At 62.9% G+C, this 26,230-nt stretch carries 22 protein-coding genes; 13 read left to right on the top strand and 9 right to left on the bottom strand.

The window, feature by feature from the left end:
* Window positions 1–65 precede the first annotated feature (65 nt).
* From LG30_RS0112860 to LG30_RS0112830, 7 genes are all read right to left on the bottom strand, one after another.
* Window positions 66–842 carry a lipid-binding SYLF domain-containing protein gene (locus tag LG30_RS0112860; RefSeq protein ID WP_033131097.1) on the bottom strand — a complete coding sequence of 259 codons (777 nt, stop codon included), beginning with the start codon at window positions 840–842 and terminating at the stop codon, window positions 66–68.
* 86 nt (window positions 843–928) lie between these two features.
* On the bottom strand, window positions 929–1,354 hold the full coding sequence (arsC, locus tag LG30_RS0112855) for a glutaredoxin-dependent arsenate reductase (RefSeq protein ID WP_033131096.1): 426 nt from the start codon (window positions 1,352–1,354) through the stop codon (window positions 929–931).
* A gap of 36 nt (window positions 1,355–1,390) precedes the next feature.
* On the bottom strand, window positions 1,391–2,455 hold the full coding sequence (gene arsB / locus LG30_RS0112850; protein ID WP_033131095.1) for an ACR3 family arsenite efflux transporter: 1,065 nt from the start codon (window positions 2,453–2,455) through the stop codon (window positions 1,391–1,393).
* Between the two features lie 133 nt (window positions 2,456–2,588).
* Window positions 2,589–4,355 (bottom strand): arsenical pump-driving ATPase, encoded by a 1,767-nt coding sequence (arsA, locus tag LG30_RS0112845; RefSeq protein ID WP_033131094.1) that lies wholly within the window; start codon window positions 4,353–4,355, stop codon window positions 2,589–2,591.
* Between the two features lie 60 nt (window positions 4,356–4,415).
* Window positions 4,416–4,784, bottom strand: coding sequence for an arsenite efflux transporter metallochaperone ArsD (arsD, locus tag LG30_RS0112840; RefSeq protein ID WP_033131093.1), 369 nt, complete (start codon window positions 4,782–4,784; stop codon window positions 4,416–4,418).
* 4 nt (window positions 4,785–4,788) lie between these two features.
* The gene (locus tag LG30_RS0112835) at window positions 4,789–5,157 is read right to left on the bottom strand and encodes an ArsR/SmtB family transcription factor (protein WP_033131108.1); all 369 of its coding nucleotides are present in this window, start codon (window positions 5,155–5,157) and stop codon (window positions 4,789–4,791) included.
* Window positions 5,158–5,256: 99 nt separating this feature from the next.
* A complete protein-coding gene (locus tag LG30_RS0112830; protein WP_033131092.1) occupies window positions 5,257–5,568 on the bottom strand; it encodes an ArsR/SmtB family transcription factor in 312 nt (103 codons plus the stop codon).
* Between the two features lie 114 nt (window positions 5,569–5,682).
* On the opposite strand from LG30_RS0112830, the gene LG30_RS0112825 reads away from it, so the two are divergent.
* The 12 genes from LG30_RS0112825 (at window position 5,683) to LG30_RS0112770 (ending at window position 21,562) form a co-directional block, all read left to right on the top strand.
* Complete coding sequence (locus LG30_RS0112825) at window positions 5,683–6,759, top strand: permease (RefSeq protein WP_033131091.1); 1,077 nt, start codon at window positions 5,683–5,685, stop codon at window positions 6,757–6,759.
* A 391-nt stretch (window positions 6,760–7,150) separates the two neighbouring features.
* Window positions 7,151–8,479: a 30S ribosomal protein S12 methylthiotransferase RimO gene (gene rimO, locus LG30_RS0112820; RefSeq protein WP_033131090.1), complete on the top strand. Its 1,329-nt coding sequence runs from the start codon at window positions 7,151–7,153 to the stop codon at window positions 8,477–8,479.
* 588 nt (window positions 8,480–9,067) lie between these two features.
* Entirely contained in the window at window positions 9,068–10,750 is a 1,683-nt protein-coding gene (locus LG30_RS0112815) for an ABC transporter substrate-binding protein (protein WP_033131089.1), read from the top strand.
* Between the two features lie 117 nt (window positions 10,751–10,867).
* Complete coding sequence (locus LG30_RS0112810; RefSeq protein WP_033131088.1) at window positions 10,868–11,851, top strand: ABC transporter permease; 984 nt, start codon at window positions 10,868–10,870, stop codon at window positions 11,849–11,851.
* A 1-nt stretch (window position 11,852) separates the two neighbouring features.
* A complete protein-coding gene (locus LG30_RS0112805; RefSeq protein ID WP_033131087.1) occupies window positions 11,853–12,767 on the top strand; it encodes an ABC transporter permease in 915 nt (304 codons plus the stop codon).
* Entirely contained in the window at window positions 12,764–13,786 is a 1,023-nt protein-coding gene (locus tag LG30_RS0112800; protein ID WP_033131086.1) for an ABC transporter ATP-binding protein, read from the top strand. Before LG30_RS0112805 ends, LG30_RS0112800 begins: the two co-directional genes overlap by 4 nt.
* An 11-nt stretch (window positions 13,787–13,797) precedes the next feature.
* The gene (locus tag LG30_RS0112795; protein ID WP_033131085.1) at window positions 13,798–14,790 is read left to right on the top strand and encodes an ABC transporter ATP-binding protein; all 993 of its coding nucleotides are present in this window, start codon (window positions 13,798–13,800) and stop codon (window positions 14,788–14,790) included.
* Window positions 14,791–14,853: 63 nt separating this feature from the next.
* On the top strand, window positions 14,854–16,590 hold the full coding sequence (locus LG30_RS0112790; protein ID WP_033131084.1) for a glycoside hydrolase family 9 protein: 1,737 nt from the start codon (window positions 14,854–14,856) through the stop codon (window positions 16,588–16,590).
* On the top strand, window positions 16,583–17,455 hold the full coding sequence (locus LG30_RS0112785) for a glucosamine kinase nucleotide-binding domain-containing protein (RefSeq protein ID WP_033131083.1): 873 nt from the start codon (window positions 16,583–16,585) through the stop codon (window positions 17,453–17,455). Before LG30_RS0112790 ends, LG30_RS0112785 begins: the two co-directional genes overlap by 8 nt.
* Before the next feature lie 67 nt (window positions 17,456–17,522).
* Window positions 17,523–19,388 (top strand): beta-N-acetylhexosaminidase, encoded by a 1,866-nt coding sequence (locus LG30_RS0112780; protein ID WP_033131082.1) that lies wholly within the window; start codon window positions 17,523–17,525, stop codon window positions 19,386–19,388.
* Window positions 19,389–19,584: 196 nt separating this feature from the next.
* Window positions 19,585–21,138 carry a methyl-accepting chemotaxis protein gene (locus LG30_RS0112775; RefSeq protein ID WP_033131081.1) on the top strand — a complete coding sequence of 518 codons (1,554 nt, stop codon included), beginning with the start codon at window positions 19,585–19,587 and terminating at the stop codon, window positions 21,136–21,138.
* Between the two features lie 67 nt (window positions 21,139–21,205).
* Window positions 21,206–21,562, top strand: a complete 357-nt coding sequence (locus LG30_RS0112770) for an MGMT family protein (RefSeq protein WP_033131080.1) — start codon at window positions 21,206–21,208, stop codon at window positions 21,560–21,562.
* Window positions 21,563–21,573: 11 nt separating this feature from the next.
* Here LG30_RS0112770 and LG30_RS22535 read toward each other — a convergent pair whose 3' ends face one another.
* Both LG30_RS22535 and topA read right to left on the bottom strand, forming a co-directional pair.
* The gene (locus LG30_RS22535; protein WP_193354270.1) at window positions 21,574–21,744 is read right to left on the bottom strand and encodes a hypothetical protein; all 171 of its coding nucleotides are present in this window, start codon (window positions 21,742–21,744) and stop codon (window positions 21,574–21,576) included.
* A 114-nt stretch (window positions 21,745–21,858) separates the two neighbouring features.
* Window positions 21,859–24,483 carry a type I DNA topoisomerase gene (gene topA, locus LG30_RS0112765; protein WP_033131079.1) on the bottom strand — a complete coding sequence of 875 codons (2,625 nt, stop codon included), beginning with the start codon at window positions 24,481–24,483 and terminating at the stop codon, window positions 21,859–21,861.
* A gap of 361 nt (window positions 24,484–24,844) precedes the next feature.
* Between topA and astB the strand changes: the two genes are divergently transcribed.
* Entirely contained in the window at window positions 24,845–26,182 is a 1,338-nt protein-coding gene (astB, locus tag LG30_RS0112760) for an N-succinylarginine dihydrolase (RefSeq protein WP_033131078.1), read from the top strand.
* Window positions 26,183–26,230: the final 48 nt, after the last annotated feature.

The raw sequence follows: 26,230 nt of genomic DNA, 5'->3' as shown, positions 1-26,230 counted from the left end.
AATTGGGACATAGCCATAAAAATGGCCCGCATCAGGCGGGCCAGGATAACAGCGGATCTTGACGCTTACTGGGTCAGATCCTCGTCGATCCAGTATTTGGAGCCGGTGATACTGACGCCATACATCAGCCCCTTCTCGCCGATCTGGTAGATGGCCATGCCGCCGTTGTAGCCGCCATCGAGCGAGGCGCTCTCCTTGCCTGCCACGACGCCCGCCTCCGAGGTCGCCTCCCAGCCCTTGTTCACGAAGTCGTCAAAGGTCTGCTTGGTCTCGAACAACATCACCTGTTGATAGAACTTGCCGCCGAAGCCACTCGCCATGCCAGCGCCGAACATTTTCATATAAGTATGCTTGTTGCCAGAACGATTGACCGCCACCCCTGAGCCCTGATTGGTGTGCACCATCAGGGAGAACTTGCGCGAGTCAAACACCGCATAGCCATAAGCCTTGTCAAACAGCAGCTTGGCAGAAGGTTGCTCGTTGAACAGCCGCACCAGCGCGGTGTCGGCCATGGTGTCGAGGGCGGTGCGGGCCTCGGCCGGCGTCTTGGGCTCGAGCATGGTGTCGAGCTTCTTGTCCGCCGCCGACAGCCATTCCTTGCCGGTGGCGGCGCTCTCTGCCGTCCAGGCACCTGTCTTGTTATAGGCATCGGCCCCCCAACTGGAGACCGACTCCCAGGTCGCCTTGGAGAAATCGGTAATGCCCTGCCAGGCCTCCTTGCTGGTGTCGCTCACCGCCGTGCCCAGCTCGGAGGCGGCTTCCTTCAACTTCGCCCAGTCGGCATGGCTGGGGGTAGACGCCAGTACCAGGGTGGCGGCAACTATCCAGGATCGGGTCTTCATAATATGTTCCTTATCATCTCTCATCGGCTGAGGGCCACCTTAGCAGATAGTTCGCGCTCATACAGCTCCTCATGGGTAGTCCGCCATCAGCGCAGACGCTTGCCGCTCGCATCCACTACCTGCTCACCATCCTCCTTGGCGAAGGCCCCTAGCTGGGGGTCGGGCAGGATATCCAGCACCAGTTCCGACGGGCGGCACAGTTTGGTGCCAAGAGGCGTCACCACTATGGGGCGGTTGATCAGGATAGGGTGAGCCAGCATGGCGTCGATCAGCGCGTCGTCGCTGAAGCTATCCTCCGCTAGCCCCAGCGCCTCATAAGGCGGCACGTTCTGACGCAGCAGCGCGCGCACCGGCATGCCTATGGCGGCGATCAGCGCCACCAGTTGGTCGCGGGAGGGGGGGGTCTCCAGATAATGGATGACGGTGGGCTCGACGCCGCTGTTGCGAATAAGCTCGAGGGTGTTGCGGGAGGTACCACATTCCGGGTTGTGATAGATGGTGATTGTACTCATTTTGCGTGTCTCTCATGGCTTAAGTGAATAAAAGGGTTAGCGGCGGATGCCTGCTTCATACCAGGGCTTGCTGGCATTGACGACGCGCACCACCAGCAGCATGACAGGTACCTCGATCAGCACGCCGACCACTGTGGCGAGCGCCGCACCTGAGTGAAAGCCGAACAGGCTGATGGCGGCGGCCACCGCCAGTTCGAAGAAATTCGATGCCCCGATCAGCGCGGAGGGACCGGCGACCGAGTGCTTCTCCCCCACCTTGCGGTTGAGCCAGTAGGCCAGCCCCGAGTTGAACAGTACCTGGATCAGGATAGGCACCGCCAGCAGGGCGATGACCAGCGGCTGCTCTATGATGGCGTTGCCCTGAAAGGCGAACAACAGCACCAGGGTGAGCAGCAGGGCCGCCACCGACCAGGGCTGGATACGGGCCATGACACCATCGAAACTGGCCTGCCCCTTTTTCAGCAGCGCCTTGCGCAGCAACTGGGCGATGACCACAGGGATGACGATATAGAGCACCACAGAGGTGAGCAGGGTATCCCAGGGCACCACTATGCTGGAGACCCCGAGCAGCAGCGCCACCAGCGGGGCGAAGGCAAACACCATGATGAGGTCGTTCACCGCCACCTGCGACAGTGTGAAGTAGGGATCGCCGTGGGTGAGGCGACTCCAGACAAACACCATGGCGGTGCAGGGCGCCGCCGCCAGCAGGATCAGGCCCGCCACGTAGCTGTCGAGTTGATCCGCCGGCAGCCAGTCGGCAAACAGCACGCGGATGAAGAGCCAGCCGAGAAAGGCCATGGAGAAGGGCTTGACCAGCCAGTTGATGAAGAGGGTGACGCCTATCCCCTTCATATGGCCCTTCACCTGATGCAGGGCCCCAAAGTCGATCTTGAGCAGCATGGGGATGATCATCACCCAGATGAGCAGCCCCACCGGCAGGTTGACCCTGGCCACCTCCATGGCGCCGATCGCCTTGAACAGATCCGGCAATCCCTGGCCCAGACCAATGCCCACCAGAATACAGAGCAGCACCCAGGCGGTGAGATAACGTTCAAAAAAGCCGATGGCAGGGGCTGCCTTGGCATCACAGATTGCAGACATAAAAGCTCCCGATGCGGCGCAATCCCGCATCTTCTATTTGTTCAAAAAAGGTTCAAAACAAGGTTAAAAACACGGGTTCATCACAAGTTGAGGGCATATTCAAACGGTCCCGGCAACGCACCGGGGCAGCGATTCAATGGTGCTGACAGAGGCGGCGCAGGGCGTCTGGCCCCACCGGCTCTTCGGCCAGCAGCGGCACCACGGCATGGCGGCTGGCGTGCAGCTGTTCGACCGCCTCGATATGGGGCCGTTGGCGCTCGGCCCGCAGTTGCAGCAGCGGCGAGCTGACCGCGGCTTGCTGCAAACTGTGGTTGATGAGCCAGGCCCAGGGCTCGATGCCGGCCCGGCGCAGATCGGCCTGCAGATTGGCCGCCTCCTGCACCGGCGTGGGCTCGGGCAGGGTGACGATCAGCACCTTGGTCTGTTTGGGGTCCTGCAACTGCATCATGGGGGTGGTGAAGTGCAGCCCCTTGTTTCCCATCTGGCGGGCAATCTCCCTGTGGTAGGCGCCGGTGGCGTCGAGCAGCAGCAGGGTGTGGCCTGTGGGGGCGGTATCCATCACCACGAAGCGCTTGCCCGCCTCGCGGATGATGCGCGAGAAGGCCTGAAACACGGCGATCTCCTCGGTACAGGGGGAGCGCAGATCCTCCTCCAGCAACGCCCGCCCCTGCTCATCCAGCGCCGCCCCCTTGGTCGCCAGCACCTGGGCGCGGTAACGCTCGGTCTCGGCGTGGGGGTCAATGCGGCTCACCTCGAGATGGGGCAGGCTAGCTGCCAGCGTCTCGCTCAGGTGAGCGGCGGGATCCGAGGTGGTGAGATGCACCGGCAGGCCGCGACTGGCCAGCTCCACCGCCACGGCGGCCGCCAAGGTGGTCTTGCCCACCCCGCCCTTGCCCATCAGCATGATGAGGCCGTGGCCATCGGCGGCCAGCTGGTCCACCAGCGTCCCCAGATCGGGTTGGGTCACACTGTCATGGGGCTGGGCAACGGATACCTGACTCCCTTTGGATGCACAGGGTTGCAGCAACTGACGCAGGCTCTCAACGCCCACCAGATTGGTGGCCAGCAGCGGGATCTGATCCTGCGCCAGGGCCCTGAGGGCCAGCGGCATGGTAGAGAGGGCCTGCTGCTCGCGCTGCCAGAGGGCCTGGGCCAACCCGTCACCGGCGATGGCAGACTCGGGGAAGAGGCCATTGATCACCAACTGCTGATTCATGAGCCCGATGGCGGCCAGCTCCTCATGGGTGCGGGCCACTTCGCGCAGGGTCGAGTGCTGCGCGCGGGCAACCAGCACCAACCGGGTGTGGGCAGCATCGGCCAGCGCGGCGACCGCCTCGGCGTACTGGCTGCGCTGCTTCTCCAGCCCCGCCAGCGGTCCAAGGCAGGAGGCATCCCCCTTGCCCTGCTCCAGAAATTCGCTCCAGGCCCCCGGCAGTTGCAGCAGGCGGATGGTGTGACCGGTGGGAGCAGTATCGAACACGATATGGTCATACTCGGCCAGCAGCGCCGGATCGGTGAGCAGGGCAGTGAACTCGTCAAAGGCGGCGATCTCGGTGGTGCAGGCGCCGGAGAGTTGCTCCTCTATGCTGCGCACCACGCTCTCGGGCAACTTGCCGCGCACAGGCCCGACGATCCGCTCCCGATAGGCCCTGGCCGCTGCGGGGGGATCTATCTCCAGCGCCGACAATCCCGGCACAGCCGCGATGGCGGTGATGTGATTGCCGATGGTGGTGGCAAACACCTGCCCCACGTTGGAGGCGGGATCCGTGCTCACCAGCAGCACCCGCTTGCCGGCATCGCACAGTGCCACGGCACTGGCGCAGGCCAGCGAGGTTTTGCCCACCCCGCCCTTGCCGGTAAAGAAGAGAAAGGGGGGCGGATCGGTCAGAAACTGAAACATGACGAACTCCTGTCGACAGAGTGGCGAGCCCGGCAGGGCTATCTGGGTTGACGCAGAGGATCAGCAGCAACCGCTGCCGGAGCAACAATCACCCTTGACGATTCCCTTGATGGCCGCCTGCGGCGCGGGCAGACCCGCATAGCGGGCCAGCTCGCTGCGGCTCGGATAGCGGCCGGTCAGCACTACCTGCCCTTCCACCAGCACCAGCGGCAGCCCCTCCTCCCCTGCGTGGGTCAGAAAGGCGCTGACGGCCGGCGTCTCGGCAAACTGCATCGGCTGCTGCGCCAAATTGAAGCGCTCGATGGCAACCCCCTGCTCCTTGGCCCAGGCCACATCGGCGGCAAAGGTGACCAGCGCCTGCTCGACCTGGGTACCACAGACACCGCTGGAGCAGCAGAGAGCGGGATCAAAAATCTGAATGGCTGACATGGCATTACTCCTTGTTGCAGCAGGGCTGCGCAGGCAGAACATCGGGGGAACAGCCGGACTCGGCGCGCATCATGCCGCACGCCTCGGGATGGCCGGCGCAGCACTCCTCTGTGAGATAACCGATCAGGCCCAGCATCAGGGGAATGTTGGCGCGGTAGCGCAAAAAGCGCCCCTCCTGCGCCACCGACAGCAGCCCGGCATTGAGCATGGCCTTGAGGTGAAACGACAGGGTGTTGGGGGCGATGTCGAGCTCGCTTGACAGCTCCCCTGCCACCCGCCCCTCCAGCCCCGCCTTCACCAGCAGACGCCACACATCCAGCCGAATGCCGGAAGAGAGCGATTCGAAGACCCTGGTGGCTGTCTCTTTGTTCATGCCGTTCATGTTCATCCCCTTGCAACACTCATGATTTCAACTATACAAGAACTATTGAAATGATCAAGATCACTCCTCCGCAGGAGCCGCTGTCCGCGATCAGGCGTGCGGCGTCGCCGGATGAGCACCATTGACGCAGCACTCTTCCTGCAGGAACTGGATGATCCCCTCCAGCACCCCGTATTGCGAGACGCAGTAGAGGGTACGGCTCTCCCGCATCTGCACCACCAACCCCACCGACACCAGCGCCGCGACATGGTGGCTCAGGGTCGAGGCCGGGATCCCAAGCTGCTTTTGCAACTCGCCCACCGGTAATCCCTGCTCACCCGCCTTGACCAGGTGCTTGAAGATAAACAGGCGGGTGGGATGACCCAGCTCCTTCAACGCCTTGGCAACCTCTTCCAACTGCATCACGCATCACTCCGGTTCGACAGATATTTCGACAATACCAGAAATATCTTGATCACCTCCATGTTTCGAATATTTTAGAAATATAGTTTTAATGACGAGAAGAGGAAAATTGCGATGAACGATTGGTTTGCCATGCTGACGCAGTCCGCCTGGATGTTTCTGTTGCTGGCCGTCGAGCTGTCCGTGCTGTTCCTGGTGATCAGTGCTGGTGTCAGCCTGATACGCCAGAGGCTCCCCGACGAGAAGATCCAGGCCATGCTGGGGGCACGAAGAGGCAGGGGCTATGTGATTTCGGCGGCGCTGGGGGCGCTGACCCCTTTCTGCAGTTGCTCGACCATCCCCATGTTGCGCGGACTCTTGTCAGCCAAAGCCGGTTTTGGGCCAACCCTGACCTTCTTGTTTGTCTCGCCGCTGCTCAATCCGATCATCGTCGGTCTGATGTGGGCCACCTTCGGTTGGCAGGTGACGCTGCAGTATGCCGTCATCGCAGCCGGTGTCTCTGTGCTCGCGAGCATGCTGCTGGACAACCTGGGGTTCGAACGCCATGTCATAGACCCCAAATATGCCAAGCAAGGGGGCTGTGCCACGAATGGCGGCGCCTCAACCCCTGAGTCAGCCGGTATGAAGGCCGCCGCTTGCGGTGCGAGCAGCCCCATCAAGTCACTCAAACCGGTCAACGCGGCACCATACTGCTGCGCCCCGCAACCAGAGGCAGCCGCGAGCATCTCCTGCTGCGCCGACGGCACTGCGGCCCTGACTCAGGCGCCGGTGATCCCCACGGCATTCGCCAAGGCGCGCTCCGATGCCTGGCAGCAATTCAAAGAGGTTCTGCCCTACTTGCTGCTGGGGGTGCTGATAGGGTCATTTATCTACGGCTTCATCCCTGCCGGGTGGATAGCCGCCCATGCCGGGGCCGACAATCCCCTGGCCATTCCGTTCAGTGCGGTCGTGGGCATTCCACTCTATATCCGGGCCGAGGCGGTGATCCCTCTTGCGTCGGTATTACTGGACAAAGGCATGGCCATCGGCGCCGTCATGTCCCTCATCATTGGCAGTGCTGGCGCCAGCCTGACCGAGGTGATCCTGCTCAAGTCGATGTTCCGAACCCCCATGATCCTGGCATTTCTGACCGTGATCCTGAGCATGGCCATGCTGATGGGATGCCTCACTCAGTGGTTACTCCCTTTCTGAGGCGTGCCATTCCTGAACAAGCGGGGCCTATGGCCCCGCTTTCTGCCGGTGGATATCCCCAGCCCTGCTCTCCCAGGTTGACTGATGCCAGTCTGGCGTCGCCATGGATCACTCCATCGGATCGCAGTGCCCCCGTGGCCATGCCAGCCCCTGCACCTGTCGCCGCCATCAGCCCTGAGGCCCTTGCCCGCCGTCCCGCGCGCCCGGCAGGCAAAAGCGGCCCCTTCATATTCCCGCCCCCGATGAGTGGCCGGATCCTCTCACTCGACCGCCAGCACGCCGACCACCACAAAGATTGTTCCGCTCCGTTTCACCGGCTGTATAGTTTTTGGTTAGCCATTCCGGTAAAATCCGCGCCCTTATAAGAGAGCCACCTAAGAGTGATTGAGCGATGTCCAACATAAAACAGGCCCCCAAAGTAGGATTCGTCTCCTTGGGTTGCCCCAAAAACCTGGTCGATTCCGAGCGCATCCTGACCCAGCTGCGTACCGAAGGGTACGACGTGGTGCCCAGCTATGACGATGCGGAGCTGGTGGTGGTCAACACCTGCGGTTTCATCGACAGCGCGGTACAGGAGTCTCTGGAAGCCATCGGCGAGGCCCTCGCCGAGAACGGCAAGGTGATAGTCACCGGTTGCCTCGGCGCCAAAGTAGATCAGATCCGCGAGATCCACCCCAAGGTGCTCGAGATCACCGGTCCCCACGCCTACGAAGAGGTGCTCGGTCACGTCCACAAATACGTGGCCAAGCCGACCCACAACCCCTTCACCAGCCTAGTGCCGGCCCACGGTGTCAAACTGACCCCACGTCACTACGCCTATCTCAAAATTTCCGAAGGCTGCAACCACCGCTGCACCTTCTGTATCATCCCCTCCATGCGCGGGGATCTGGTGAGCCGCCCCATCGGTGAAGTGCTGGCCGAGGCCAAACGCCTGAAAGAGGCCGGCGTGAAGGAACTCCTGGTGATCTCCCAGGACACCTCCGCCTACGGCGTGGACGTCAAGCACCGCACCGGTTTCTACGACGGCATGCCGGTCAAGACCAGCATGGTGGCCCTGTGTGAAGAGCTGGCCAAGCTCGACATCTGGGTGCGCCTGCACTACGTCTACCCCTACCCGCACGTGGACGACGTCATCCCGCTGATGCGCGATGGCAAGGTACTGCCCTACCTCGACATCCCGCTGCAACACGCCAGTCCGCGCATCCTGAAGCTGATGAAGCGCCCCGGCACCGTCGAGCGCACCCTGGAGCGCATCCAGAAGTGGCGCGAGATCTGCCCCGAGATCACCCTGCGGTCCACCTTCATCGTCGGCTTCCCCGGCGAGACCGAAGAAGAGTTCCAGATGCTGCTGGACTTCATCGACAAGGCGGAGCTGGACCGGGTCGGCTGCTTCAAATACAGCCCGGTTGATGGCGCCAAGGCCAACGAGCTGCCGGATCCGGTACCGGAAGATATCCAGGAAGAGCGCTTCGTGCGCTTCATGGAGCTGCAACAGCAGGTCTCCATCCGCAAGCTGGCCCGCAAGGTCGGCCAGGAGATGACGGTGCTGATCGACGGCGTGGACGAAGAGGGCGCCACCGGCCGCTCCTTCGCCGATGCCCCCGAGATCGACGGCCTGGTCTACTTGAACGGCGAGACCGGCCTCAAGCCCGGCGACCTGGTCAAGGTGCGCATCGATGAAGCGGACGAATACGATCTGTGGGCCAGCCTGGTAGGCTAAGCCCTGCCACAACCCGGCTGCCGGCCATGCCGGTGCCCACGAGAAGCCAGTCGGCACACGCCGACTGGCTTTTTTTATGGCTGTTATTTCTGACGCCAGAAGCAAGCGACAGGAGCATGGCGCCGGCAGGATCTTGGGCCCGGCCAGCAGCGGCTGCGCCCTTTTCCTCCCATGTCGGCACAAGCTTCGCCTCAGTGAGCCCGATCACATCCTCGGTCGAATACCTGCTTCTTGTTTCAAGTACAAAAAAAAGCCAGCTACCAGGATAAAAATCGAGCACGATCCAGTTCACAGTATCGTCTTGGAACTGTCATAAAGGGTGACTTGGTGTTTCCTGAGAATTAATGCAACTATATAATTTTAAAGGTTTAAAAAAACAAATTGACGAGAATGACGAGACGGCGTGCGTTTTTACGATATCGACGAAATGAACAGTTGTTGTTTTCCTGTTAATTCTGCTTTTCTAGTGGCGTTGGACGACACAACTACAAGGGTGCAAAACCTGACCAACATAGAGGGCCGACATCCAAGCATGCGATCTCGGCGCTCCATTCCAAAGATGGAAGACCCAATAAGAAAGGAAAACATATGCTTGCCAAAGTATCCAAAATCGCTACCTCAGTCATGCTGGGAACCCTGATGCTCGGTGCCGCCGGTACCGCCATGGCCGCCGAGAACAAAACGGTGCTGACCCTGGTCGCACAGCAGGAAACCGCATGGGTCAAGAACTTCAACCCCTTCCTGCAGGCCGGTCTGCTGCACACTACCCGTCACTTCATCTATGAACCGCTGGTGATCTTCAACGATATGCAGGGTGGCAAACCCGTCTATCGTCTGGCCACCAACTACGCCTTCAGCGATGATCTGAAATCCGTCACCTTCGATCTCCGTGACGGGGTCAAGTGGTCCGATGGTGAAGCCTTCACCGCCGACGACGTCATCTTCTCCTTCAATCTGGTCAAGGCCAACAAGGCGCTGGATGAGCGCTCCATCTGGACTCAGATCAAGAACGTCGAGAAGCTGGGTGATCACAAGATCAAGTTCGACCTGACCGAGGTCAACACCAACGTGGTGAACGACATCGTACTGGTGCCCATCGTGCCCGAGCACCAGTGGAAGTCGGTCAAGGATCCGGTGGCCTTCACCAACGACAAGCCGGTCGGTACCGGTCCCTTCACCGAAGTGGACAACTTCTCCGCTCAGCTTTACACCCAGTGCCGCAACCCGCACTACTGGGACAACGCCAGCCTCGCCATCGACTGCATCCGCATGCCGCAGATGGCCACCAACGACCAGGTTCTGGCCGCGGTGATGAAGGGTGATGTGGACTGGTTCGGCTCCTTCGTACCGGACATCGAGCGCCTCTACGTCGGCAACGATCCGAAGAACAACAAGTACTGGTTCCCCGCCTCCGGCACAGTGGCATTCAACGTCAACTTCCAGACCAAGAACCCGGGCAACCACGAAGCCTTCAACGACATCAACTTCCGCCGCGCCTTCTCCATGGCGATGGATCGCCAGTCCATGGTGGACATCGCGGGCTACGGCTACCCGACCGTCAACGAATACCCGTCGGGTCTGGGCAAGGCGTTCGCCTCCTGGGACAACCCGGATGTCGAGAAGAAATACGGCCAGTTCAACAAGTTCGACCTGGAAGGTGCCAAGGCACTGCTGAAACAGGCCGGCTACAAGGACTGTGACGGCGACAAGTTCCTCGACACCCCGAGCTGCAAGAAGATCGAGTTCAAGGTACTGGTACCGAATGGCTGGACCGACTGGGTCAACACAGTCCAGATCGGGGTCGAAGGCCTGCAGGCACTGGGCCTGAACGCCAAGACCTCCACTCCGGAAGCCACCGTCTGGACCGAGAACCTGATCACCGGTGACTTCGACGTCGCCCTGCAGGGCTACTTTGCCGGTGCCAACCCGCACAAGTACTTCGAGACCGCCTTCCACTCCCGCAACATGGGTGAGCGCGGTAACCGCTTCGCGGCGCCTCGCTACAAGGATCCGGCTCTGGACAAGCTGATCGATGACTTCACCCAGACCGCCGATGCGGCCAAGCAGAAAGAGATCATGTTTGCCATCCAGGAGCGGGTCGGGGCCAACCAGACCATCATCCCGGTGTTCAACAACCCGACCTGGTACGAATACAGCACCAAGCGCTTCAATGGCTGGTTCAGTGCCGACAACCCGGTCGCCAAGCCGCAACTGCACCCGGACACCCCGGAGCGTCTGCTGCACGTGTTGTCACTCAAGCCAAACAGCTAACCACCTCGGCCCCCTGCGGGGGGCCCTTTTCCCCGCCATGTCTTCCATCCCCCGTATCGCACGGGGTTGGGGGAGCTTTGCCCGGCGCGGGGCAGGCTTGCAGTAAAAGGGTTTACCATGGGATTTATATTAAGACGTTTCTCCTTCTATCTGGTCGCCTTCCTGGTGGCCGCCACCATCAACTTCCTGTTGCCAAGAGCCATGCCAGGGGATCCCGTCTCCGTCATGTTTGCCCGAGCCGGCGCCATGATGGAACCTGCCGCCCTGGAAGCCCTCAAAGCCACCTTCGGCTTCGTTGACGGCCCTATCGGCACCCAGTTTCTCACCTATGTGAAGAGCGTCTTCACCTGGGATCTCGGCACCTCGGTGCGTTATTACCCGCAACCGGTCGCCGATGTGCTCGGCCGTGCCATCGGCTGGACCCTGTTCCTGGTGGGCACCTCCACCATCATCAGCTTCTCCATCGGTTCCATCGTCGGCATCTTCGCCGCCTGGTACCGGGGTGGCCGCATGGACAGCATCCTCTCGCCGCTCACCCTGGTGATGCAGGCCATACCGCCGGTGGTGGTCTCCCTGCTCGCCCTCTTTCTGTTCGGGGTCAGCCTCGGCTGGTTGCCCATCGGCTACGCCTACAGCCCGGAGATCAAGGCCGATTTCGGCTGGGAACACATCAAGAGCATCATGCTGCACGCCATCATGCCGGTCGGCACCCTGGCGCTGGTGCAGGTGGGGGGATTCCTCATCACCATGCGCAACAACATGATCAACTTGCTGGGGGAGGACTACATCACCATGGCCAAGGCCAAGGGGCTCTCCAACAACAGGGTGATCTTCAACTACGGCGCCCGCAACGCCGTGCTGCCCAGCGTCACCGCCCTCTCCATGGCGCTCGGTTTCGTCATCGGTGGCTCCCTCATCACCGAGGTCATCTTCAACTACCCGGGGCTGGGGCTGACGCTCTATCAGGGCATACTGGCGCGCGACTACCCGCTGATCCAGGGGCAACTGCTCATCATGACCATCACCATGCTCAGTTTTAACTTCCTGGCCGACATGCTCTACGTCTTCCTGGATCCCCGTCTGCGTACAGGAGGCAAATAAGATGCGTATGCCGACTATCTTGAAAATTTTGCTGGGCAACAAGAAGGCCGCCTTCGGTCTCGCCATCGTGGTCACCTTCGTGCTGATGGCCCTGTTTGCCCCGCTGCTCGCCAGCAACGAGCCCACCAAGCGGGTCGCCCGCCCGCACCAGCCCCCCAGCGTGGAGCTGGTGATGGGATCCAGCCGCATGGGCCACGATCTCTGGTCCCAGTTCACCCACGGCGCCCGCATCTCCCTGATGGTGGGATTCGGGGCCGGGCTGCTGGTCTGCGCCCTGGCCATCGGCATCGGCATCACCGCCGGTTATTTCGGTGGCGTGGTGGACGAGTGCCTCACCTTCCTGATGAACGTGGTGCTGGTGATCCCGAACCTCCCCTTGCTACTGGTGCTGGCCAGCTTTATCGGGGAGGCGTCACCGACGGTGATCGCCCTCATCATAGGCTTCACCTCCTGGGCCTACGGCGCCCGGGTGATCCGGGCCCAGACCCTGGCCCTGCGCGAGAAAGAGTTCGTCATCGCCGCCGAGGTGCTGGGGGAGCCAGCCTGGCGCATCATCCTGGTGGAGATACTGCCCAACCTCATCTCCATCATCGGCGTGAGCTTCATCGGCTCCATCATCTACGCCATCGTCACCGAGGCGACCCTGGAGTTCCTGGGGCTCGGCGATCCGACCGTGGTCAGCTGGGGCATCATGCTCTACAACGCCCAGACCTCGAGCGCCATCCTGGTGGGCGCCTGGTGGGAGATCCTGGCCCCCTGCTTCGCCATCGCCACCCTGGGCGCCGGCCTCGCCATGCTCAACTTCGCCATCGACGAGATAGCCAACCCGCAGCTGCGCTCCCACAAGGGATTACGTCGCTGGAAGCAGCTCGCCGCCCCCGTCCCGGTAACCGTCGCTCAGGAGAAGACAGCATGACCTCGCAACAACCCCTGCTGTCGGTGCGCCAGCTCTGCGTCGACTACATCACAGAGAGCGGCGACGTGCGCGCCGTCAACTCGGTCAGCTTTGACATCATGCCGGGTGAGGTCTTCGGCCTCGCCGGCGAATCCGGCTGCGGCAAGTCCACGGTTGCCTTCTCGGTGGCCCGGCTGCACAAGCCGCCCGCCTACATCAGCGGTGGCGAGATCCTGTTCAAGGGCGAGAACATACTGCACTTCGACGACGAGCGGCTGCGCAGCTACCGCTGGCGTCAGGCGAGCGTGGTGTTCCAGTCCGCCATGAACGCACTCAACCCCGTGCTGCGCATGGAAGAGCAGTTCTGCGACGTGCTGATCGCCCACAACCCGGGGCTGACCCGTTACGAGGCGATCAAGCGTGCCCAGGAGCTGCTGGAAATCGTCGACATTCACCCGAGCCGGCTGCGGGATTACCCGCACCAGTTCTCCGGCGGCATGCGCCAGCGGTTGGTGATCGCCATCGCCATGGCCCTCAACCCCGAGCTGCTGATCATGGACGAGCCGACCACGGCGCTGGACGTGGTGGTGCAGCGGGAGATCCTGCAGAAGGTCTATGCGCTCAAGGAGAAGTTCAACTTCTCCATCCTCTTCATCACCCATGACCTGTCGCTCATGGTCGAGTTCTGCGATCGCATCGGCATCATGTACGCCGGCGAACTGGTGGAAGTGGCGCCGTCCAAGTCGATCCTGACCGCGCCCCTGCACCCCTACACCAAGGGGCTCGGCAACTCCTTCCCACCCCTGCACGGCCCGAAAACCGTGCTGGAGGGGATCCCCGGCACCCCGCTCAACCTGCTGGAAGTACCGGTCGGCTGCCGCTTCCAGGCCCGCTGCTCCAAGGTGCACGCGCGCTGCCGCCAGGAATACACCGCCCTCGCCGAGATCCGGCCTGGGCAACAGACCGCCTGTCATCTCTACGAGGTGGCGGAGCAACAACCGGATCTCCCGATCTATCTGGACAAGGCCGCTGGCTGTTAAGGATGTCTGTCATGCAAATCGCCCAAACCGATGCGCCCATCATCGAGGTCCAGCATCTCTACAAGGACTTCCCCGTCAACTCCAATGCCATCAAGAGTGGCAAGATGCGGGCCCTGTCCGACATCACCTTCAACCTGCACCGGGGCCGCGCCCTGGCGGTGGTGGGGGAATCCGGCTCCGGCAAGAGCACCATCGCCAAGATCATCGCCAAGATGTACAAGCTCTCCAACGGTCGCATCCTCTATCGCGGCCGGGATCTGGAGGAGTTCAACAAGGGCACGGCCTTGCTTGACTACCGCCAGAGCGTGCAGATGGTGTGGCAGGATCCCTTCGGTTCGCTCAACCCGACCCACACCATCTACCACCACATCGCCCGCCCCCTGCTGCTGCACAGCAAGGTGATCGACAAGAAAGACCTGCCGGAGATGGTCTACAACCTGCTGGAGAAGGTGGGGCTGACCCCGGCCAAGGCGACGGCGGCCAAGTACCCGCACCAGCTCTCCGGCGGCCAGCGCCAGCGGGTCAACATCGCCCGCAACCTAGCGGTGGAGGCCGAGGTGGTGCTGGCGGACGAGCCCACCTCCATGCTCGACGTCTCCATTCGCATCGGCATCCTCAACCTGATGGAGCAGATGAAGAACGAGCTCGGCGTCTCCATGCTCTACATCACCCACGACATCGCCACCGCCCGCTATGTGGCGGAAGATCTCGCGGTCATGTACGTGGGCCACATGGTGGAGTGGGGCGAGGTGGACGAGATCCTGCACCACCCCCAGCACCCCTATACCCAGCTGCTCATCTCGGCGGTGCCGGATCCCGAAAAAAGCATCCATGCCGAGCTGGAGGGGGGCCGCAAGGGGGAGATACCGCTGTGGACGCCGGAATCCCGCGGCTGCCCCTTCGCCGGCCGTTGCCATCAGGCCATGGCTCGCTGCAAGGAGAGCCTGCCGCCGGTGACCAAGCTCGCCGACAACCACTTCGTGCGCTGCTACCTGCACGAATAAGCCACCCGGGCCTTGGCGCCAGGCCCGTTCATCTTCTCGCCCAGATAAGGGAGCAAGCGCCCGATGGAACTCTTGATCAACCAGGTGGGTTACGACTGCGACGGCCACAAACTGGCCCTGTTGCAGAGCGCCGCCGACGCCGACCTCAGCGGTCGGGTGCGACTGCTGCGCCTCGACGATGGCCAGATCCTGTTCGAGGCGCCGCTGCAGGCCGCAGGCCAGGTGCCGGGCTGGCAGGGCCGCGCCTTCTGGCGCGCCGACTTCAGCGCCTTCAAGGAGCCGGGTCACTACCGGCTGGAGGCCGTCACCTGCTCCGGTGAGCATGATACGGCTCCCACCCTGACCCGCTCCGCCCGCTTCGCCATCGGCCCCGAACTGCTGAGCCGCACCTGCCTCTCCGATGTGATCCACTACTTCAAGGGACAGCGCGCCAGCGGCGCCTTCGATCGCGCCGACCGCAATGCCCGCCTCTATGGCAGCGAGCAACGGCGAGATGTGCACGGCGGCTGGTTCGACGCCAGCGGCGACATGAGCAAGTATTTGAGCCACCTCTCCTACGCCAACTACCTCAATCCCCAGCAGACCCCCATGGTGGTCTGGGCCCTGCTCAAGTGCCGGGAGCTGCTCTCTACCCGCACCGACATCGACAGCCTGAACCTGTGCAAGCGGCTCAATGACGAGGCACTGCACGGCGCCGATTTTCTCTGCCGGATGCAGGACGAGTCGGGCTTCTTCTACATGACCCTGTTCGACAAATGGAGCAAGGATCCCGAGCAACGCGAACTGTGCGCCTACGCCACCCAGCAGGGGCTCAAGTCCAGCAACTGGCAGGCCGGTTTCCGGCAGGGAGGGGGGCTGGCCATCGCCGCCCTGGCCCGCGCCGCCCGCGAATCCACCACCGGTGATTTCGATGCCAGCCGCTATGCCAACGCGGCCAGCAGCGGCTACCTGCACCTGCGCGAGCACAACCTCACCTACCTGGACGACGGCCGCGAGAACATCATCGACGACTACTGCGCCCTGCTCGCCGCCGTCGAGCTGACCCGGACTCTCGGCAATGCGTGGCTGAGCGAGGCCAGGGACAGGGCAAGCCGGCTCTGCGCCCGCCAGCGCCCGCACCCGGATCTCGGCCACTACTGGGCCGCCAATGACGACGGCAGTCGCCCCTACTACCATGCCGCCGAGGCGGGCCTGCCGGTGCTGGCGTTGATCGAATACCTAGGCATGGAGCCGGAACCGGCGCGCCAGACCAGCACGCTGCTGGTGGTACAGCAGGCGCTGGCCGCCGAGCTGGCCCTCGCCGCCCGGGCGGGCAACCCCTTCGCCCTCGCCCGCCAGTATGTGAAAGGGGTGGATGAAGCCCCCCGGGTCAGCTTCTTCATCCCCCACCACAACGAATCCGGTTACTGGTGGCAGGGAGAGAACGCCCGGCTGGCCTCCCTGGCTGCCATGGCATTTTCCGCTGCCAAGCTACGACCGCAGCAAAACAAGTCGCTGCTCACCTTCGGCCAGCGCCAGCTCGACTGGATTTTGGGGCAGAATCCCTTCAACACCTGCATGCTGGCGGGGCACGGCATCAACAACCCGAGCTACACCGCTGGCTACCCCAATGCACTGGGGGGGATCTGCAACGGCATCACCGCCAGTTTCGATGACGAGGCGGATCTGGCCTTTATCCCGGAAGAGTACAAGGATCGGCTGGATCAGAACTGGCGTTGGGGGGAACAGTGGATCCCCCACGCAGCCTGGTTCGCCCTGGCCATCTGCTGGCAGAGCACCTCCGGAGGCTCCCATGATTGAGTACTGGGTCGGGGTGGATGGGGGCGGCACCCACAGCCGCGCCCGCATTCGCGACAGGGCCGGGAAACTGCTGGGAGAAGGCCGGGCGGCGGGATCCAACCTGGAGCTCGGCATCGCACTGGCCCATGGCAACGTGCTGGCCGCCATCGATCTGGCCCGCACCGCGGCGGGCTTGCCCAAAGAGTGCGAGCAGCAGATGGGGGTCGGGCTGGCACTCGCCTCCGCCGAGCTCGCCGATTGCTATCAGGCCCTGCTGGCCATGCCCTTCCCCTTCGCGAGCGTGCGGCTCACCTCGGATGCCTTCGGTGCCTGTCTCGGCGCCTTCGGTGGCCGGGAGGGTGCCATCCTCATCGCCGGCACCGGCTCGGCCGGGCTCATCTACCAGGATGGCCGGCTGCGCAGCTGCTCCGGGCGCGGCTTCCCCATCTCGGATCTCGGCAGCGGCGCCTGGCTCGGCCTGCGTGCCCTCCAGCAGGCGCTGCTCTGCCACGACGGCATCCTGCCCCCCAGCACCCTGGCCATCCGCTTGCTCGATCACTTCAAGGGGGATCAGGCCGAGGTGGTACGGTGGGCAGCCAAGGCCATTCCGGCCGACTATGGCCGCTTCGCCCCCTGGGTGTTCGACGCCGCCAGCGACGGTGACGAGCTCGCCTGCCAGCTGCTGGATGAAACCAGTGCCCAGTTGCAGACCCTGCTGGCGGGGATGCAGCAACTGGGGGCCAGACAGATTGCCCTGCTGGGCGGGGTCGGCACGCGCCTGGCTCCCCGCCTCGCCCACCTCAACCTGGTTCCCCCCAGGGCCGATGCCCTTGAAGGCGCCATTCTGTTCGCTCAATCCGAGGAGCACCCATGTCTGCACTCCTGAGCCTTGCCCTGCCTGCACGGCACGCCGGGAGGGACTCCGCTCCGTTCACTCAATCAGAGGAATACCCATGTCTGCACCCCTGATCCACACCCAAGTTGACCGACGTGACGGTGATGATATCTGGTTCCGCTTCACCCTGAGCCAGCTGCCGGCCAGCCCCTGGAAACTGCACTTCTGCCTGGCTCGTCACATAGACCCGGCCTCGGTCGAGGGGGGCGAGCTGGAGCGCCAGAGCGGCAGCTACAAGGTGCTTGTCCCCCTGGATGGCGCCAGCGAGCTGCATTTCTGCTGCCGCAACACCCCCATCAAGCGCCTCTCCGATCTGCCCCAGGGTTTCTTCCTGAGCCTGACCGAGAGCAGCGGCACTCCCCAGCTGCTGCCGGTGAGCCTGGTCGAGCAGGCGCTCAACCTGCCATCTCTTGCCCCCGCAGGCCCTGAGCTGCCCGAGGTGGAGCCGGCCAACGGCATAGTGCCCCACCCCGCTCATCTGCAGTTGCCCGAGGGCAACTTCCGGCTGGCGGAGCGCGCCCATGTCAGCGGCCCCGGCTCCCTGACCGGCCTGCTGGCCCACTTCAACGAGCTGACGGGGCTGGCGCTCAGCCAGGATCACGACGCCGAGATCCATCTCATCGAGGCCCCCCTCACCTCCGAGGCCTACAAGCTCTCCATCACCCCGACGGAGATCCGCATCCAGGCGGCGGGCGAGGCCGGCTGGCGTCACGGCCTGATAAGCCTGGCCCAGTGGGCGCTGCAACACGGGGAGAGCCTGCCCTGCCTCGAGCTGCACGATGGGCCGCGCTTCGGTTTTCGCGGCATCTTCCTCGACTGCGCCCGCCACTTCCACTCCATCGCCACCATCAAGCGCCTGCTCAAGCAGATGAGCCTCTACAAGTTCAACCGCTTCCACTGGCACCTGACCGATGACGAGGGCTGGCGCCTCGAGATAAAGGCCTTCCCACAGCTGACCGAGGTGGGCGCCTGGCGCGGCCACGGACTGGCGGTGGACCCCCAGCTCAGCGGCGGGGCCGAGCCTTACGGCGGTTACTACACCCAGAGCGAGGTGCGCGAGCTGGTGGCCTACGCCGCCGGGCTCGGCATCAGCGTCATCCCGGAGATCGACATCCCGGGCCACTGCCACGCGGCCATCAAGGCGCTGCCCGAGCTGCTGCGGGAAGAGGCGGATCACTCCCGCTACCTGTCGGTGCAATATTTCGACGACAACGTGCTCAACCCCGCCCTGCCCGGCACCTATGAGTTCCTCGAGGCGGTGATGGGTGAGGTGTGCGCGCTCTTCCCCGGGCCGCAGATCCACATGGGGGGAGACGAGGTCCCCACCGGCGTCTGGACCGACAGCCCCGCCTGCCAGCAGCTGATGCAGCGAGAGGGGTATCAGGATTGCCGCGAGCTGCAGGGGCACCTGCTGCGCCACTGCCAGCAGTACCTGGCCGCCAGGGGCAAGCAGATGCTGGGTTGGGAGGAGATACTGCACGGTGACAAGGTGAGCCGGGATGCGGCCATCGTCGCCTGGACCAGCTTCCAGGCCGGGCTGGATGCCGCGAGCCAGGGCTACCCCGTGGTGATGGCGCCGGCCCAGCAGCTCTATCTGGATCAGGCCTATAACCAGGACATTCACGAGCCAGGTCTCTACTGGGCCGGACCGGTCAGCCTGGAGCAGGTCTATGCCTGCGATCCGGCCCCCCTCGATTTCCATGCCAACGATAACATCCTGGGGGTGCTGAGCCCCTTATGGTCGGAACTGGTGATCTCTCGTGACCGTCTCGACTACATGTTGTTCCCGCGCATGCTGGCCACGGCCGAGGTGGCCTGGAGCGCCCCCGTCCGCAAGGAGTGGGTGCACTTCGCTGCCCGTCTGCCCGGTCAGCTGCAGATCCTCGATCAGTTGCAGGTGCGTTATCGGGTGCCGCAGAGGTAGTGTTATCTTTCTCTTTTTGGCGACCTTTTGGTCGCCTTTTTTTTACCACCAATCAACAAAAACCCAACCTAAGCCCTACTTTTCATCTGCCTTTGTTGGCAAAATAGGGCCCGAGATGAAGCCGACAAGGCATCAGGTCAGGTTTTCATCCTCCCAATCACAATAACAATCAGCATGAACATCGGAGCTTATCCTTATGGCCCGCAGAGACGTCCAGGCGCTGGACAGCGAAGTGGAGTTTCCTGCCGACGTACAACTCGTGTCGACCACGGACCTGCGCGGCGTCATCACCTACGCCAATCCCGCCTTCTGCCGCATCGCCGGCTACCAGGCCGATGAACTGGTCGGCCAGAACCACAACCTGGTGCGCCACCCCGACATGCCCAAGGCCGCCTTCGCCGATCTCTGGGATCGCCTCAAAGAGGGCAAGCCCTGGCGCGGCATAGTGAAGAATCGCTGCAAGGATGGCCGCCACTACTGGGTCGATGCCTATGTGACCCCCATCTATGAACAGGGCAAGATCAGCGGCTACCAGTCGGTGCGCTGCAAGCCGGAGCCCCAGATCAAGCAGGTCGCCAACCAGACCTATCAGGCCCTGCTCAAGGCCGAGCGAGAAGGCGCCAGCAAGCTGCCCTCCCTGCGGCCGCTGCGGCCCGCGCTGCTCGCGGTGCTGATGCTGGGGCTGCTCGGTTGGGCGCTCCACTCCCACGGCGCCATGACGGCGCTGCTGATGCTGCTGCCCCTGCTGCTGGTCACCGGTGCCTACTGGCGCGAGCTCATCTCTCTGCCACGCTATCTCAAGCAGCTCGGCCAGCAATATGACAGCCTGACCCGGCTGGTCTATTCGGGGAATGCACCCGGCGCCATCGCCGATTTTCACTTGAAGATGCTGCAGGCCCGCATCCGCACCGTGCTGGGGCGGGTCAACGATGCCACCCACCCCTTGCAGACCCTGGCGAGCGACTTGAAGGACTCCTCCCATCAGGCCTTCCTCGACATCAACGAACAGGATGCCCAGACCCAGCAGATGGCCGCCGCCATGACCCAGATGGCCAGCACGGCCCACGAGATAGCGCGCAACATCCAGGACACCAACGGCCAGGTGACGGAGGCGCGCAGCAGCTGTGAACACACGGTGCAGCAGCTGGATCAGACCGGACAACAGATGGAGCTGTTGGCCAAGCAGGCCGAGCAGGCCTTCCACTCCGCGGTGGAGCTTGCCAGCGAGTCGGAGCGGATCGGCAGCGTCATGGGGGAAATCCAGGGCATCGCCGAGCAGACCAACCTGCTGGCGCTGAACGCCGCCATCGAGGCGGCGCGGGCGGGCGAGCAGGGCCGTGGCTTTGCGGTGGTAGCAGACGAGGTGCGCACCCTGTCGACCCGTACCCACAAGGCGACCGAGCAGATCCAGGGCAGCATCCATCAGATCCAGCAGACCCTGGGCCGCTGGCAGGGGATGATGCAGGACAACCTGGCACAGACCCGGGAATGCGCCGAGATGACCCGTCAGGGCTCAGGCAACCTGCATCTGGTGCTGGGGGAGATAGAGCAGGTCACCGAGTTCTCCACCCAGATAGCGGCGGCGGCCGAGCAGCAGCAGGCGGTGGTGGAGGAGATCAGCCGCAACATTCACCAGATCTCCCAGTACTCCCGCGCCAACAGCCAGAAGATGCAGGCGGTGGACGACTCCAGTCAGGAGTTGCTAAAGCGTGCAAGCGAGCTCAGGGGGCTGAGCCAGACCTTTGGCTGACACCTTGCCCAGAAGACAACAGAAGCGCCACAATGGCGCTTCTGTTTTTTAAGAGACGACCCGAGTCATGATGATCGATCCCCCCAAGACCGGCCTGAACAAGGTGGCGCGCATCGAGGCGATCCTGGCCCTGATCCCGCCGGGCCGGGTGGTGAGCTATGGCCAGGTCGCCGATCTGGCTGGCCTGCCCGGCCGCGCCCGGCTGGTGGGCAAGGTGCTGCGAGAGACCGACAAGGTGCTGCCCTGGCACAGGGTGCTGGGGGCCGGCGGCACCATCTCCCTGCCCAAGGGCTCGGCGGGCTTTGATAAACAGACGGGGTTATTGCAGGAGGAGGGAGTGCCGGTGATCGGCGGTCGAGTCAGGATGCGGGAGTGGCAGTGGCAGCCCGACCTGGCCGAGCTGCTGTTTCTGATCCCGTTCTAGGGGTTGCCGCGCTAGTCACTGAGAAGCGGGCCCAGGATCTCGTCGCTGCGCACCTGCACCGGGATGGTTTCATCTTCCCGCTGCAGCAGCACCAGCAGACTCTGCTTGTCCACTTCCAGCACGTAGGCCGTTCCCTCCCTGGTCAGGCAGGTCATGCCTGGCCGGATTTCATGTATCTCCATGACAACCTCCGTGTCTTGCGCTGCCATCCATGCAGCCTCTTCAGTATACCGCCATCTCCCAATAAAAAGGCCCCTGTGCGGGGCCTCTTTCGTCATTGTGTGAACAACGACCGATCAGGATTTCTTGGCCTTGGCCAGGCTCTCCTGCCATTTTCCGTTGTCGTAGTGGGCCGTCCAGCCCGTCGCCTTGCCGTTGACCTCGGTCATCACGTACTGCTCCTTGGTCTTGCGACTGAAGCGCACCACGGAGGCGTTACCGTCAGGATCTGACGCCGGTGCATCGGCCAGGTACTGATGCTTGGGCGAGAGCCGGTCGCGGAAGCGCTTGAGCTCTTCAACCAGTGGCGCACGAGTCTCACGGGATTTCGGGAAGTTGCTGGCGGCGAGGAACAGGCCGGCGGCGCCGTCACGGAGCACGAAGTGGGCATCAGACTGGGTGCATTTGAGCTCTGGCAACGGCACCGGATCTTCCTTCGGCGGCGCTATGTCACCGTTTTTGAGGATCTTGCGGGTGTTCTTGCAGCTCTCGTTGGTGCAGCCCATGTACTTGCCGAAGCGGCCGTTCTTCAGCTGCATCTCAGCTCCGCAGCGATCGCAGTCGATGCTGGGCCCTTCGTAGCCCTTGAGCTTGAACTGACCCTGCTCGATCTCGTAGCCGTCACAATCCGGGTTGCGGCCACAGACGTGCAGCTTGCGGCTGTCGTCGATGATGTAGGCATCCATGGCGGTGCCACAAATGGTGCAACGGTGCTTGGCGCGCAGCGCCTCGGTTTCGGCCTCGTCACCGTCATCGCTGGCGGAGACGAACTCGTCGGCACTGACCAGGTTGATGGTCTTCTTGCAGCGCTCCTTCGGTGGCAGCGCATAGCCGGAGCAGCCGAGGAAGACCCCGGTGGTGGCGGTGCGAATGCCCATCTTGCGGCCGCAATCCGGGCAGTCGATGTCGGTCTGCACCATCTGATTGGCGCGCATGCCGCCCTCTTCCGCCGGCTTGTCGGCCTGCGCCAGCTCCTGGGTAAACTCGGCGTAGAAGGCGTCGAGCACCTTCTTCCACTCCAGGCTGCCTTCGGCGACGGCATCGAGCTTATCTTCCATCTTGGCGGTGAACTCGTAGTTCATCAGCTCGACGAAGTTCTCCACCAGTCGATCGGTGACGATCTCACCCATCTTCTCGGCGAAGAAGCGGCGGCTCTCGACCCGCACATAACCGCGATCGACGATGGTGGAGATGATGGAGGCATAGGTAGACGGGCGGCCGATGCCGCGCTTCTCCAGCTCGCGCACCAGCGCCGCTTCGGTGAAGCGGGCGGGCGGCTTGGTGAAGTGCTGACGGGGATCCAGCTTGACCAATTTCAGGATCTCGCCGACGGTCACCGCCGGCAGCTGGTTGTCTTCGCCCTTGCGACCCATGGGTGGCAGCGCCTTGGTCCAACCGGCGAAGCGCAGGGTGCGACCACGGGCTTTGAGCTCGAACTCACCGGCCTTGACGGTCAGGGTGGAGGAGTCGTACTGAGCCGGGGTCATCTGACAGGCGACGAACTGACGCCAGATGAGGTCATAGAGCCGCATGGCATCCGGCTCCATCCCTTCCAGCATCTCGGCGGTGACCAGCACGCTGGAGGGACGGATCGCCTCGTGCGCTTCCTGGGCACCGGCCTTGGAGCCATAGAGTATCGGTTCGGCGGGCAGGTAAGCCGCGCCATATTGCTCGCCGATGTATTCACGCACCGCCTCGACCGCCTCTTTGCTGAGGTTGGTGGAGTCGGTACGCATGTAGGTGATGTAACCCGCTTCATACAGGCGCTGAGCCATCATCATGGTCTTCTTCACCCCGAAGCTCAGACGGGTCGAGGCCGCCTGTTGCAGGGTGGAGGTAATGAAGGGCGCAGACGGCTTGGAGCCGGTCGGCTTATCTTCCCGGTTCACCACCTTGTAGTCGACCCCTTCCAGGGCGGCCACGGCGGCGAAGGTCTCGGCCTGGGTGACCGGCTTGAAATCGGCGCCGTTACGGCTGACCACTTCCATGCGCAGGGCACTCTTGTCGCCAGTCAGCAGATCGGCGTTGAGATCCCAGAACTCCACCGGCACGAAGGCCTTGATCTCGCGCTCTTTATCGACGATGAGGCGCACCGCGACAGACTGCACCCGACCGGCGGAGAGACCACGGGCCAGCTTCTTCCACAGCAGTGGGGAGACCATGTAGCCCACCACCCGGTCGAGGAAACGACGGGCCTGCTGGGCGTTGACGCGATGGATGTTCAGCTCGGACGGCTGGGCGAACGCCTCCTGGATCGCAGTCTTGGTGATCTCGTTGAACACCACCCGCTTGTAGCGGCTGTCGTCACCGCCGATGATCTCGCGCAAATGCCAGGCGATCGCTTCCCCTTCTCTATCCAAGTCGGTTGCGAGATAGATGGTGTCTGCCTTGGCGGCCAGACTTTGCAACTCGCTGACCACTTTTTCCTTGCCGGGCAAAATCTGGTAGTTGGCCTGCCAGCCCGCGGTCGGATTGATCCCCATCCTGGAGAACAGGGCGTTGCGATCCTTGGCCGCCTTCTCGGATTCGCTGAGCTTGATGCCGCGAATGACAGGTTTTTTGGGCTCGTTACTGGCGCTGCCGCTGGTCGGCAGATCACGAATATGACCGACGCTGGATTTCACCACGTAGTCCTTGCCCAAATATTTGTTGATGGTCTTGGCCTTGGCCGGAGACTCCACTATGACCAGTGATTTGCCCATGCTGTAACTATTATCCTCGTTGCACCCGACAGGGTTGGCGTGCGGTTTTGTGGGGCTGTATAAGAGATTTGACGCAAAAAAGCAATCATGGAGGCAAATTTGCTTGACCAGCCCATACCGCACTCTCTCTTTATTTATTAATGCGAAGCCAGGACGCGGGAAGCAACCGCTTTTTTGTTTTTATGCTATATCACCCCCTTTTTTAGCGTGGAAATGACATAACCAGCCGCCCTCGTCACATAAAAAACCAGCTTGGTTATCAGCTTGTTACAAAGGATGAAATCTCTTTATAATGGCCGCATACCGCAGCTTTGTGCGCGGAAGGAACCGTTCCCCCTATAAAAATCGAAAGGATATCGTGATGAAGCACTTCGAGGTCAACTTCGACGGACTGGTCGGCCCCACCCACAACTATGCCGGCCTCTCCTATGGCAACGTGGCCTCCCAGAGCAATGCCAAGGAAGCCTCCAATCCCAGGGAGGCGGCCAAGCAGGGTCTGCGCAAGATGAAGGCACTGACCGAGCTCGGCATGGTGCAGGGGGTGCTGGCGCCCCAGGAGCGACCCGATCTCGCCACCCTGCGCCGCCTCGGCTTCAGCGGCTCGGATGCCAGCGTGCTGGCCCAGGCCGCCAAACAGGCCCCCGCCGTGCTGGCCGCCTGTTACTCGGCCTCCAGCATGTGGACCGCCAACGCCGCCACCGTCTCGCCGAGCGCCGACACCCAGGATGGCCGCATTCACTTCACCCCCGCCAACCTGACCAACAAGTTCCACCGCTCCCTCGAGCCGGAGGTGACCGGCCGCATCCTGCGCGCCGTGTTCAACAACGATCGCCACTTCTGCCACCACCAGCACCTGCCGGAAAACGATCACTTCGGCGACGAGGGCGCCGCCAACCACACCCGGCTGTGCCACGCCTACGGTGAGGCCGGGGTCGAGCTGTTCGTCTATGGCCGCAGCGCCTTCGACGTCTCCCAGCCCGCCCCCAAGCGCTACCCGGCCCGCCAGACTCTGGAGGCGAGCCAGGCCATCGCCCGCCTGCACGGCCTCGGCGACGAGAGCGCCGTCTTCATCCAGCAAAATCCCGAGGTGATCGATCAGGGGGTGTTCCACAACGACGTGATCGCGGTAGGCAACCAGAACGTGCTGTTCTTCCACCAGCAGGCCTTCCTCAACACCGCCACCGCACTGGCCGAGGTGCGCAGCAAGTTCGGCGAGGGGGAGCTGCACTTCATCGAGGTGCCGACCAATGAGGTGTCGGTGCAGGATGCGGTGAAATCCTACCTGTTCAACACCCAGATCCTGACCCTGCCCTCCGGCGAGATGGCGATCATCGCCCCCACCGAGTGCCGTGACAACCCGGCGGTCTCCGCCTATCTGAGCAAGCTGACGGCCATGGGCACCCCCATCAAGGGGGTGCACTTCATGGACGTGAAGCAGAGCATGCGCAACGGCGGTGGCCCCGCCTGCCTGCGACTGCGGGTCGCCATGAACGACGCCGAGCTGGCCGCGGTCAACCCGGCCTGCCTCATCGACGACGGTCAGTTTGCCCGCCTGGATCAGTGGGTGGAGCGCCACTACCGCGACAGCCTGGCGCTCGACGATCTGCGCGATCCGGCCCTGGTGCTGGAGACCCGCACCGCCCTGGACGAGCTGACTCAGATCCTCAAACTCGGCTCCGTCTATCCCTTCCAGCGCTGAGAACCTGGTCACGATCTTACTGCGAGGCCGTGCTCAAGGCTCATGCGC

The sequence above is a fragment of the Aeromonas aquatica genome, assembly GCF_000764655.1.
In the GTDB taxonomy this organism is placed as follows: domain Bacteria; phylum Pseudomonadota; class Gammaproteobacteria; order Enterobacterales; family Aeromonadaceae; genus Aeromonas; species Aeromonas aquatica.
The sequence above is the reverse complement of the archived record's forward strand: the minus strand, read 5'-3'. Positions and strand labels throughout refer to the sequence as shown.